Source organism: Planctopirus sp. SH287 (assembly GCF_056500625.1).
Map to the genome: position 1 here is coordinate 5,417,497 of NZ_CM151403.1, position 12,175 is coordinate 5,429,671.

At 53.7% G+C, this 12,175-nt stretch carries 8 protein-coding genes; 2 read left to right on the forward strand and 6 right to left on the reverse strand.

Features of this window, described 5'->3' with window-relative positions:
* Nucleotides 1-2: 2 nt before the first annotated feature.
* The 6 genes from dnaB to SH287x_RS20175 all read right to left on the reverse strand — a co-directional run bounded on the left by dnaB (nt 3) and on the right by SH287x_RS20175 (nt 4,962).
* Nucleotides 3-1,394, reverse strand: a complete 1,392-nt coding sequence (gene dnaB / locus SH287x_RS20150; RefSeq protein ID WP_479516203.1) for a replicative DNA helicase — start codon at nt 1,392-1,394, stop codon at nt 3-5.
* 197 nt (nt 1,395-1,591) lie between these two features.
* Nucleotides 1,592-2,095 (reverse strand): 50S ribosomal protein L9, encoded by a 504-nt coding sequence (gene rplI, locus SH287x_RS20155; RefSeq protein ID WP_479516204.1) that lies wholly within the window; start codon nt 2,093-2,095, stop codon nt 1,592-1,594.
* Nucleotides 2,096-2,264: 169 nt separating this feature from the next.
* On the reverse strand, nt 2,265-2,810 hold the full coding sequence (locus SH287x_RS20160) for a single-stranded DNA-binding protein (protein WP_479516205.1): 546 nt from the start codon (nt 2,808-2,810) through the stop codon (nt 2,265-2,267).
* A 110-nt stretch (nt 2,811-2,920) separates the two neighbouring features.
* The gene (rpsF, locus tag SH287x_RS20165) at nt 2,921-3,343 is read right to left on the reverse strand and encodes a 30S ribosomal protein S6 (RefSeq protein ID WP_479516206.1); all 423 of its coding nucleotides are present in this window, start codon (nt 3,341-3,343) and stop codon (nt 2,921-2,923) included.
* 188 nt (nt 3,344-3,531) lie between these two features.
* A complete protein-coding gene (gene pth / locus SH287x_RS20170; protein WP_479516207.1) occupies nt 3,532-4,113 on the reverse strand; it encodes an aminoacyl-tRNA hydrolase in 582 nt (193 codons plus the stop codon).
* A gap of 198 nt (nt 4,114-4,311) precedes the next feature.
* On the reverse strand, nt 4,312-4,962 hold the full coding sequence (locus SH287x_RS20175) for a 50S ribosomal protein L25 (RefSeq protein WP_479516208.1): 651 nt from the start codon (nt 4,960-4,962) through the stop codon (nt 4,312-4,314).
* 707 nt (nt 4,963-5,669) lie between these two features.
* Between SH287x_RS20175 and SH287x_RS20180 the strand changes: the two genes are divergently transcribed.
* Nucleotides 5,670-10,571: an outer membrane protein assembly factor BamB family protein gene (locus SH287x_RS20180; RefSeq protein ID WP_479516209.1), complete on the forward strand. Its 4,902-nt coding sequence runs from the start codon at nt 5,670-5,672 to the stop codon at nt 10,569-10,571.
* Nucleotides 10,572-10,686: 115 nt separating this feature from the next.
* Nucleotides 10,687-11,589 carry a UbiA family prenyltransferase gene (locus tag SH287x_RS20185; RefSeq protein WP_479516210.1) on the forward strand — a complete coding sequence of 301 codons (903 nt, stop codon included), beginning with the start codon at nt 10,687-10,689 and terminating at the stop codon, nt 11,587-11,589.
* Nucleotides 11,590-12,175 lie beyond the last annotated feature (586 nt).

Sequence of the window (12,175 nt, forward strand, 5' to 3'; positions counted from 1 at the left end):
CATCATTCTGAGAAGGAGATATCAGGCCCATCCAGAGAACTGTAATCTTCAAACCGCATGAATTCACGCCGCCAGGTCAGCCGGACAATCCCCGTCGGGCCGCTACGGTGCTTGGCAACAATGACTTCGGCCAATCCCGGTTGATCTTCAGGGTTATAAGCATCAGGACGATGCAGGAACATAACGATGTCGGCATCCTGTTCGATGGCACCGCTTTCTCGAAGATCCGCCAGCTTGGGACGTTTATCTTCACGCAGTTCAACGCCGCGATTCAACTGTGACAAGGCAATCAGCGGGATGCTGTTTTCCTTGGCGATCCCTTTGAGCCGACGGGTAATCTGAGCAATCTGCTGTTCGCGCGGTGCCCGCTTGTCTTCAGGCTCAATCAGCTGAAGATAATCGATGATAACCAGACCAAGATTGTTCTTACGTTTTAATCGGCGGGCAATCGCACTGATCTGACCGACCGTACGGCCAGGCGCATCGTCAATGAACAGAGGCACCCGGCTGAGTTCTGACGAAGCTTCCATCAGTGCAAAACGCTCGGCCTGATCAAGATCCCCTTTCCGCAAGCGGTGACCATCCAGCTTGGCACGAATGCACAGAAAACGTTCGGCCAATTCCAGCTTTGACTGTTCAAGGCTGAAAATCAGGACGGAGGTTCCCTGATTGGCGCACGCTTCAGCCAGGTTACAAACGAGAGCCGTTTTTCCCATACTCGGACGGGCGGCCAGAATGACAAGTTCCGCGGGTTGAAAGCCGTTGGTCTGGCGATCAAGGTCATGAAACCCGGTGGTTAGCCCACTGATCGCACCATCACGATCGAACCGTGCATTAATGCGATGCAACGTTTGCATCATGATCGAATTCATATCGATCTGAGAGCTGCGTTCCTGCTCCTGCAAAATTCCGAAGATCTTCTGCTCGGCTTTCGCCAGCACATCTGACGTATCGTCGCTGCCTGAATAGCAGTCTCTTAAAACCTCGGTACAGGCGTCAGTCAATGAGCGTTGAATCCAACGATCACGGACGATTTCTGCATAGCCTTTCGCGTTGGCCGCATGGGGGACGGTTTCCAGAATATCCAGCAGATATTCAATACCGCCGACGTCTTCGAGTTCCGACCTCTGATCAAGATGCTCGGCAATCGTCACGGCATCAATGGCACGCTTATCGTTCTCGGCGATCGATTTGATCGCCCCATAGATCAATTGATGGCCGTGATGATAGAAATGGTCGGCCAGCAGAAAATCGGCCACTTCATCAAAAGCGCTGTTCTGGAGCATGATGCTCCCCAGCACGCTCTTTTCAGCAATGATATTCTGGGGCGGCACATGTCCCGCAAAGTCAGCCGCCGTTGGCTTCGCTTTTGATCGAGACTTCTCACCAGCCATTTGTCATTCCTTCAGGTGAGATCGATCAATATGTGCGCAGTCAGTTGTGCGTCTACCACAGAATCGAGTTGTTAGCACATCAGGCTCAAAAGCAAACACCCAGGGAATTCCTGGGTGTTTGCGAGATTCGATGCGAACAGACCAGATTCTCGCGAAGGAGGCTGGTGTATTCAGCAAATGCTTGACACGACCAAGACTTACTTCTTGGCGGCGGGAACCACCCACACCTTCACGTCAGACTTGATGTCACCAAAGAGATGAATCTTGACGGTGTACATACCGAGTTCTTTGAGTGGCCCGTCAAGACGAACCTGATCGGCCTCAATGGCGTAACCAGCAGCCTTGAGAGCCTTGCTGATATCGTGACCAAGGATCGAACCAAAGAGGTGCCCTTCGTCGTTGGCATTGGCCTCAAGGGTCACGCTGTACTTGGTCAAAGAGTCAGCCAGCTTCTGCAGGTCAGCCATGCGCTTGGCCTGAAGTTCAGCCACGTTCTTCTTATGGCGTTCAACAGCTCGCTTGTTATCAGCAGTTGCCAGCGTGGCCAACCCCTGAGGCAGGAGGTAATTACGAGCGTAGCCTGGGCGAACTTTGACGATCTCCCCCTGCACACCCAGTTGTTCGATGTTTTCCACGAGCAACAGTTCAATCTGACGGGAGATTCGGGACATGCCCGAAGCGGTAACATTTGCACGAGCCATGAGGACTGCCACCTTCTCAGACTTTGGCAAGTGGCCACACCACCGCCGTACTTATCTACTGAAATTCACTTGAACTGCTAAAAAGCAGTCCTCCGATATCAATCGATCCCCGGTTCACAACCGCTGATCACTTCATCTATGGAATCATCACCATTTCAAGCAGAGGTGCTTAAAATGGAACGTCATCGTCACTCACACTGCTGCCACTACCGCCAAAATCGCCGTAGTCACCATCAGATGATTCAACGGGGGAAGGGCCTGAAGCATTTCCTCGTTGATTTCCACCTCGGAAGCCACCACGGCCCCCTTCAGCAGAACCACCTTCGCTGCGATTAAATCCACCGCCACCAGTCCCACCACCGCCAGAACCACCACTATCTCGCGAACCTAGCAGTTGAAGCGTTTCGCCCACAACTCGCATCTTGGATCGCTTCTGGCCAGTTTCCTTATCATCCCAGGTATCTAACTGCAAACGACCTTCAATAAAGACTGGTCGCCCTTTCGCCAGATACTCGCCAGCAACTTCCGCCTGACGTCCCCAGAGGGTGACATCCACGTAGGTCACTTCTTCTTTTTTCTGATTAGTCGCTTTGTCGTACCACTGGCGGTTCACAGCCAGACCAAGTTCGGTCACAGCCATCCCACCGGTGGTGTAACGAACCTGCGGATCGCGGGTGACGTTTCCCATCAGGATCACTCGGTTGAAGCTGGCCATTTGAGGCGACTCCGTATATTGACAAAATCACCGGGCAATCAAATTCAACGAGAAACCAAAACTCAATCGATCATGAGACAGATCGAAAATCATTCGCAGCCAAGTTGCGATTACTCGAAATCGGTTGGCTTTTCGCCGCGTGGACTCATTTCGTCCCGCATCTGCAAGCCATCAGTCCGTTGTTCTGGACTATGAATAGCACCGTCATGTGACAGCGCATCCACCATGGCATCGAACACAACTTGCGGATGGTGAATGACCATCTGACGCAAGACCGTTTCGTTGAGCTTGCTCAAGCGAGTCAGTTCATCAACCTTGCTGCCATCCATCTTGAAACAGGCAAGGTAATACAATCCCTTGCGGTGTCCCTTAATGGGATAAGTCAGCTTATTTTCCTGCCAGGGACGGTGAGCAACGACCGTTGCGCCACAACGATCCAGCATCCCCATCACACTGTTGGTCGCTGCTTCAGGGTCGGCTGCGTAGCGATTGCTGTCGAGAAGGAACATGCCTTCGTACAAATACTCGGACAAAATAAATCTCCAGTGAACAAAAGGCACCTCCCTGTGTGAAATGCCTTGCGTGAACTCACAGTTTTATCGCCTCAGGCTGAGATTGCAACCGCACAGAGACGTTGCACAAATTTTGTCAACCCGTGCGACCCTGCTGCCCGGTCTATCCGCACCTTTATTTTTCCGATTTCATCTGACGCCATCATCACTTAGGGCTTGGCAGACCCATTTTTGGAATTGAACTGATTCATCGCCTGATCCAGGCCATGAATCAGCCAGGTGGTCGCCGCATCAGCAGCCAGAGCCACTGCCAGGTCGACTTCTATGCGTTCTTCTTTCCGGAAGGGAGCCAATACATATGTGGCCGCATCCATTGTTCCGGGAGGGCGATCCACACCGAGCCGCAATCGCGGAACTTCCTCAGTGGAAAGGGCTTGCAGGATATGCGCCAACCCTTTTTGCCCTCCGGCTGAACCGCTGGCTCGTAAACGAAGTTTTCCTAAAGGAAGGTTCAGATCGTCACAGATCACCAGAAAATCCGAGGGGGACATTTTGTAAAATTTGGCAATCTGCCCCACGGATCGCCCGCTGAGATTCATGTATGTCTGAGGCTCCAGCAGGATTGCGGACTGACCGCCCAGCGTGACTTCGCGCGTCAGTGCATCAAATCTCGCTTTGCCAGCATCCGCCAGTGCTCGCCGCGCCAGTTCAGCAGTCACTTCCCAGCCGATGTTGTGTCGCGTTCCCACGTACTTCTGGCCAGGATTACCCAACCCGACAAAACATTTCATTGTGTGCTCGTTCCTGGGCAATCAAAGCAACAGATCGACGGCATTTACCTTTGCAGGTCAGTGGCGACGTATGGTGAACCAGCAATGAAACCGCAGCAATGCCGAGCTGACATTTTCAGTTGATTTGCCTCTTCCCGAAACGAGAAAAGCCCGCTTTTTCAAGCAGGCTCCCTCGAGAATCATTTTTCAGAAATCTCGTTACTTCTTCTTGGCAGGAGCAGCATCGGCTTCGGCTTCGCCAGCTTTCTTGCCAATCACTTCTGGCTCGGCGGCTCCGGGAAGCGTGGCATCAATCGCCTTGGTGTTCACCTGGATAACATGAACAACGATTGAGTCGCCAGGAGTCTGAACATGAACGCCAGCAGGGATTTCCAGCTGGTTGACGTGAATGACGCCGCCCAGCTGAAGTTCGCCAACCTTGACGATGATGGAGTCAGGGATCTGATAGGCCAGGCAATCCACTTTAATGCTGTGGAGTTGGTGTTCGAGCATGCCACCGGAGAGAACGCCGGGAGCCGAACCCTTGAGTTCGATGGTGACGTCAACGGTCACTCGCTCGTTGGGATCAATTCGCATGAAGTCAATGTGGTGAATCAGGCGTGAGAAAGGATCAACCTGCACGTCGCGGATAATCGCCTTCTCGAGGGCACCTTCGACGTCGAGATCCACAACTTTATGACCGGAAGCAACGATGGGGTGAATCACCTTTTCGTCAACAGTGACTGGCTGTGGATCTTGCTTGTGGCCGTAGATAATCCCGGGAACCAAGCCTTCCAGCCGCAGCCGGCGAGTTTCGGCAGTCCCCAGCTTCTGTCGTTTTTTCACCGAAACTTTTGAATCCGCAGACATGACAGCCACTCCGGTCGCGCGCGACCACCACACAAATGAACTTGACAACAAAATGACGCACGAAGGGTTGCAATGAGACTATAAACCCATCAGACAACCTGACCTCATGCGAACACGTGGCACGTCAGTTGATTTCCCGATGAGCCACAGAGAATCAAAAAGTTTAACCACCAGCCATCTGGCTGGCAACCAAGTGCAGCAACCGGGCTGCTCTGAGCTGTTTTTTGAGCAGATCCCCAGATTGGTGAGCTGGACTTCAGAGACTGTCCGAAAGCACTTAAATCCTTCTCCCTTGAGGAGAAAGTGGCCGCAGGCCAGATGAGGGGGTTGGTCTTGGCTTTGAAAACACGGCTGGTTCATCGGCCCCCTCACCCAGCTTTCTCAACCCGGGCCTCTCCCGCATGCAGGGCACGAAGAGGGAGTATGCCGGGAAAAAATTTTCTAATTTTTTCTTCGTCCAACAAAAAAGGAGAGCGACACTGCCATTGCCAAACATCGTACACTACGGCGGTATGCTGATATGATCGTCGAGTGGACGCCAACAGGCTGATCCGATGCCAGCGGCCTGATCCCAAGTGCAGCTCTGCCATCGCTGCGTGAGAAACATGTCGTGTGAAGCCTCTCCTGACAGTGTTTCAACCCGGACAACGTTTCAACCCGGACAACAATTGATAAGCCAGCACCGTCGATTGAAGAGGACAGACGACATGCCAGTTCGCAGTCGAAAAACACGATGGTTGGCCTACATTGCAAGCTTGGGACTGTTGCTCGTTGGGAGCATCGTTTTCCAAACTCGTCTTTCGCAGGCGGTTGCTCAGAACGGGTTGCCCGGGCCGCTGGGAAAAATCATTCAACGGATTCTGGTGCCACAGGCGATTGGTCGCAACCAGAAGCCTGATGAGGAAGCCGGTGACAAGCCACGAGCCGGCTTGGGGGATCGCGATCACATTGACAGTCGGGCACCGCAGGACAGCAAGCTCCAGGGAGCTTACCGCTCGGCAGTCAATACGATCACCAATAACAAAGACTGGGACAGCGCGATTGATGTCCTGCAAAAGCTGCTGGATCACGAGGGCGATTCCCTGGAGCGAAATAGCGACGGGACGTGGACATCGCTCAAGTGGTCGGCCACTGAGCAATTGCTGCAGGCTCCCGATGCCGTTCGTCAGAAGTACGTGGCGAGGAACGCGGGATTGGCAGAGGCTTTGCGAAAGGAAGCCTTGCAGACAGGCGATCGGGAACAACTGATCCAGGTGGCAACCCGCTTTTTATTGACACCTGCCGGTCAGAAAACGGCCGATGAACTGGCTCTGGCAAGCGTTGACCGCGGTGAGTATGGGCTGGCAACGCGCTGGCATGAAATGCTCTGGCTGGCATCGGCAGATTTCACGAAGGAGTTATCGTGGCAGGTGCGAGCGGCGCTCGCTGCCAAAGCCGCTGGTCGGAAAGAATTTCTGATCAAGCTGACGAAGAATTGGCCGGAGCAGGGAGGGGCGGTCAAAGTGGGGGCGGCGTTGGTGAAAGATCCCCTGAAATGGATCAATCAGGCGCAAAGCATCACCCAGGGAGTTCCTCAGCCGCTGACAGAACAGTGGTTGCCTTATGGGCCAGGGCCGAGAGCTTCGGTTTCCAAGGTTGATGATTATGTCCTGTTGCCACTTTCCGCCAATCCGATTTCCAACAGTGACTCGTTGAATCAGCGAGTGAAATCGATGGCGGATGAACTGAACCGTTCGGGACGGATCCCGCTACTTAGCTGTCAACCGCTGGTCGTGGGCAATCAGATTGTTGTGCGTGATTTGAACAGCGTGAAAGTTTATGACATTGAAACGGGGAAACCGCTCTGGCAGGCAGAAACCACGGTTGTTCCCGAGAATGTCTTCAGTACGACATCGCCCGAGAATGCCGGCGCGGTCTTTCGCCAGAACGGGAGAATTCGCGGAGGCCTGCGTGCTGCCCCTAATGGGATGGTCTTTGACTCTTCGCTCGCCGGTACCGGTGATCTGGCGGACTATCACCCGTTAGGAGCACTGGTTTTCCGCGAAGGGGTTTATCACTCACTGTCTTCCGATGGCCAGCGTCTGTTTGTGGTGGAAGATCATGCGGTGATTACGCGTTCGACACCGAACAACTTCTGGTCGCAGCAAGGAAACCAGCAGGATGCGCTGGGCCAGAACTGGCAAAGCAATCGACTGACGGCCTACGACATGCAGTCAGGGCGGATTTTATGGACAGTGGGCGGCGGCGGCGTTCAGGATTCTCTGGGCCTGCCCCTGGCCGGAAGCTATTTCCATGGGGCACCGCTTCCCGATCAGAACGAATTACTTGCTGTCTGTGAAAAGAGTGGCGAACTGCGACTGGTCGCTCTGGATCCTCTGACGGGCAGCGTTCGCTGGTCACAATTGATTGGGTATCCCGATACAAAAATCGAAGATGACATCGTCCGCCGATGGGCCTCCAGTTCCATTGCCGCCAGCCAGGGGATCATTGTCTGTCCCACATCCCTGGGATGGTTGATTGCTGTGGATCGCGAGCGGCACTCCATTCTCTGGGGACAACGATTTTCAACCCCGGAACAAACACGTCAAATGTCACGGCAAGGAAGTGAGTTACGCCCCGTTCAATCACTGGGCAGTGAATGGCAGGGGTCGGTTCCCACCATTATTGACGACTCTGTCATCTATGCTCCGGTTGAGGATCAGCGAGTCTTCTGCTTTGACCTTTTCAGTGGCAAGCTTCGCTGGACAGTGGATCGAGGCGATCATGTGTTTGTCGCGGGAGTGACTTCAAAATCTCTGCTGTTGGCGAAGCCGCAAGGACTCTCGTCGTTTAACCCCACCACGGGAATGAAGAACTGGTCAATTGAACTGCCAGATAACGACCAGCTTGCCGGCCGGGGCGTTCTTGCCAACGGCGAGTACATCGTGCCGTCACGGGCTGGCAAGATATTTACAGTCAATCTGAATAATGGCGGCATCACCCGCACTCGTCTGTCACCTCAAGGGGGATACCAGCTTGGAAATCTTGTGGCAGCAGGTCATCACCTCGCTTCCTGGAGTGCTGATGGACTGGTGATTTACACTTCAAAAGATCAATTGGCCAAATGGCTGAAGCCACCAGGCGGAAGCACGCCGCAAGCGGATGTTCTTCGTGCTCAACTGGCTTTGGTTGAACGCCGTCCGGCAAAGGCACGCGAGCATCTCGACCAGGCGTTCAGTCGATTTGACTCACAGTGGCTCCAGCGGGTCTTGCCTCTTGTTCCTCAGGAGACGGATTCCATCTCCGCGAGGGAACTGGAAGCCCCACCGTCTCCTCCGGCTTCATCCAAAGTGTCTCAGAAACTAGACCCTCAGGCGATCTACCCCTTAAATGGCGAGCAATTTCGTCGCATTGTCTGGACTGTGTCTCTGGCGCGTTTGCGTGAGGGAACCTTCGATACCATTGATATTGATCGCTTAGATCGAGCGGCAGTCAAACCTGATGATCGGGCCTTGGCCACCGCGCATCGCATTCGGGCGTTATCGCACGAGGCTCCCGATGAATACTTCTTTGAGACATTGGAGCAATTTTGCCGTCGATACGGCGACACGCTGTTCCCTGATGACCAGAATCCAAACCTCAAAATCACGGCCTCAGCCTGGACTCGGGGGCTGCTGAAAGATCTGACAACACTGGCACTGACCAGCGACGACGCTGCAAAACAGGGCAAAGATTCCGAAGAGAGCGAAACAGAACGCGCAGAGATTCCTGCCGAGAAATTAGAACTGGCCCGGCAATGGATGGCAGCGATTGAGTCGCACGCTCAACACGATTCGCCATCCAGCCGGAGTCTGATCCCGCTGGTCGATTTCCTGCCTACCATTTCGCCAGTCAGCCTGAAACAGATCGATGAACTGATCGATCAAGGCTCGTTTGGCGAGGCGGAAATCCGTCTGCTGACACTCAAAGCCAATTTGCCCAAGGATTTGCAGCCTGCCGTGACTGAGCGGCTGGTACGAATTGCCCGGCAGTTGGGAGCGGCTGAAGATCTGGCGGTGCTCTCACGAGGCGTCTCTGACTTCATGGGGCAGGCTGCTGCCGACAATGCCGGCCCACCGCAGAGGGATCGTCAAGAGAATTCACAAAAGGTGGCTGAAGCGGCAGATCGTCCTCAAAGCCAGGGGACATCAGCCGATGCCCTCGTACCTGAGAATGTTGCGATCAATCGATCTCATGAGACAAAGACAGCCATCGCTCCGACCCCCTGGGGCATGGAGACGATGGGCACCACATCACATCAACAGAATCATACCGGATCACTGGCCTCTGAATTGCCTTCGATGGCTGCGATTCGTTACATGGTTGACCAGCAGACCCAGCGAATCGGCTTTCAGAGTCGCCAACATCCCGAACGGAGTTGGCGGCCGGCCATGGCTGTTTCCAGGCGACGGGGAGACCAATTTACCACGGCGCTGACAGTTGGCCATTCCGTTTTTATCGTCTCCAATCAGGTCTTGACGAAGCTCTCACCGCTGGAGAAGCAGATCGCGTGGAATCAGCCTCTGGATGATCTGGGAGCGAATGGCCGAAGCAGTCATCGGGCTTCCCCAACGCCTCTGATCGACACCGAGAACAACATGGTTTCGGTGATTTCGTCAGAACCATTGAACGCACGAGGCAGCTTTGCCGGCGCGTCTTCGGGAGGAGTGGTGATTTATGGCAATCGCTCCCTGGATATCTATGACCCTGCCACAGGAACCTTGCGATGGCAGCTGGAAAGTGTTCCTCAGGAATCACGGGCCATCGTGCTGGATCAGCTGTTATTGGTCTACACTTTTGAGCGATCTGATCTGGCGATCTATCAACTGGATACCGGGAAAAAAGTGACCACAGAATGGGATAGCTCCCGGCTGCATCGAGCCATTGGAACCGTGGCAGACTCTCTTCTTGTCTATGATGGTGTGGTCAGCCGAAATCTGTTTGGCTTCATGACAGGAAAATGTACGCTTCAGCGGGAAGATCCTGTCACAGGGGAGATTTCCTGGAAACTGTCACTTTCGCCAGGGGCTGGGCTGGGTGAAGTCTCACCCGGAGTCTGGCTGGCTTCCGCCCCTGCGGGTGACGTTCTCCTCATTGATGCCCTCACAGGCCAGACGCGTCCTTTGAAGAACATTCCCATGGCGGTGCGTAGCCAGTATCGCGGCGACCGCTTTGTCTCCAGTGACAATGAACGCATTTACCTGATGTTCAACGACACGAAGTTCAATGAGGCCCGCTTCTCGGATAACCTGGCCAGCTACCGGGCCAGCGGCGAACTTTTTGCCTGGAGCAAGGCCACGGGGCAATTGCTCTGGAACACGAAAATCGCCAATCAACAACTGGTCACGGACAGTATCGCCGATTCCCCGGTGCTGGTCTTTGCCGCTCGCGGGTGGGAGCGCAAGTCTGATGTGCATTATTCCATGCTCTGGCTGGACATTATTGACAAGACCACTGGGGCCAAATTGTTCAGTCAGGCCAAGCCTTTTGCCTCATCGGGGCTTCATACCTTTGGAATTACGGCTGACGGACAAAAAGTTGAGCTGACGACCTATAACCTCAAGTTGCGATTTGGCCCAAAATCGAATTGACGAGTTCACATTGAACGATCAGGCCACTGGTCGGTGTTTTCGATCTGTGTGGCCTGAGAGATGTTTCCTTCGCATGTTTCCATGAAACCATGTTCCAACGAAAAGAGTCTTGTGCATGAAGCACTGGCTGCGACTGCTCCGTCTTCCCGCTGTTTTTACCGCAATGGCTGATATTTTTGCCGGGTTTCTGCTAACCCACGGATCATTTCATCCGCTGGGAGCGTTCCTCGGTTTACTGGCAGCCTCCAGTTCCCTTTATCTGGGGGGGATGGTTCTCAACGATTTCTTTGATCGCGAGCTGGATCGTGTTGAACGCCCCGAGCGGCCAATTCCTGCAGGAAAGATTTCTGCGGTTCATGCGGAGCTGGTTGGCTGTTTTCTGCTCATGTTTGGTATCGCCAGTGCCGCGATGGTGGGAATCGCGTCGCAGGGAATCACTTCTCTGGGAATAGCACTGATTCTGGCCACGTGTGTGATCGCCTATGACGCGCTTTTGAAGCCAACCATTCTTGGCCCGTGGTGCATGGGGCTTTGCCGGGGATTCAACTTTTTGCTGGGAGCCAGCGCAGTGGCCTCCTGGAACGATCTTTTCAACATGCCTCAGATCGCCATTGCAGGTTGCCTGGCCCTTTATATTGTCGGAGTCACGACCTTTGCTTCGGATGAAGCGAAGGCGACGCAACAACGTCCACTCTATTTAGGAATGGTCGGGGTTGTTGCCGCCCTCTGTTTGATGGCGTGGCTGTTTTTGGCCTGGCAACCGGCTGTCGGAAACGGATTGACCGCCGCTCTTGTCCTTGGTTTCACAGGTTTCACTCTGGTGCGGCGGATGATTCAAACCATCAGCGAACCCACTCCGGCCCGGATTCAATCCAACGTGAAACTCATGTTACTTTCTTATGTCGTGCTTTGCGGAGTGATTGCGCACTGGTCGGCCAGCAATATTATCTATTCTTTGGCAACGGTGGCATTGCTCCTGCCGGCCATGTACCTCGGGCGAATCATTCGCATGACCTGATGACTGCTTTGACTGCTTGTCACAAGCAACGGGAGATCCCCTGGCCCGCCGCTGATCAAACGATACCGCCACTGACCGGTCGATCTGGCGTTATTGAAGTGATTGATTCAGGATTGTCTACGATCTCATACGAATCGCCACTTGAAATAGCGCGTTGACGATCGCATCAACATGCGTGCCCAAAGTTTCTGCAAGCATGGCACTCAGAACGCTATTTCAAATTGGAATGCGTATGTGAGGTTAGCCGAAAACGCTCAAATCCTTCTTCCTTTGAGGGCATTGGTCTCTACACATCTCTGAGTCAAGATTGAACTCGAAAAAACATCCTCTGAAAAAGTAGAAAAACGTCCTCAAAGAGATCGTTAGATTCACAGAATAGGCAAGACAGGATGGCTGGGTTTCAGGTGATGTCCCTCTACGCTTCGTGTTTTATCCTATTATTTTGGGGTTTTTGAGATGTGTAGAGACTAATGCTTTGAGGGAGAAGGTGGCGCGGGCTGGATAAAGGGATTGGTCTTGGCTTTGGAAACACGGCTGATTCATCGGCCCCTCACCACAGGCCCCTCATCCAGCTTTCTCATCCCGG

Bases quoted from the DNA above. Each gene is read 5' to 3' on its own strand.
- dnaB (WP_479516203.1), bottom strand. From the start codon at position 1,394: ATGGCTGGTGAGAAGTCTCGATCAAAAGCGAAGCCAACGGCGGCTGAC.
- SH287x_RS20160 (WP_479516205.1), bottom strand. From the start codon at position 2,810: ATGGCCAGCTTCAACCGAGTGATCCTGATGGGAAACGTCACCCGCGAT.
- SH287x_RS20180 (WP_479516209.1), top strand. From the start codon at position 5,670: ATGCCAGTTCGCAGTCGAAAAACACGATGGTTGGCCTACATTGCAAGC.
- SH287x_RS20175 (WP_479516208.1), bottom strand. From the start codon at position 4,962: ATGTCTGCGGATTCAAAAGTTTCGGTGAAAAAACGACAGAAGCTGGGG.
- SH287x_RS20185 (WP_479516210.1), top strand. From the start codon at position 10,687: ATGAAGCACTGGCTGCGACTGCTCCGTCTTCCCGCTGTTTTTACCGCA.
- rplI (WP_479516204.1), bottom strand. From the start codon at position 2,095: ATGGCTCGTGCAAATGTTACCGCTTCGGGCATGTCCCGAATCTCCCGT.
- pth (WP_479516207.1), bottom strand. From the start codon at position 4,113: ATGAAATGTTTTGTCGGGTTGGGTAATCCTGGCCAGAAGTACGTGGGA.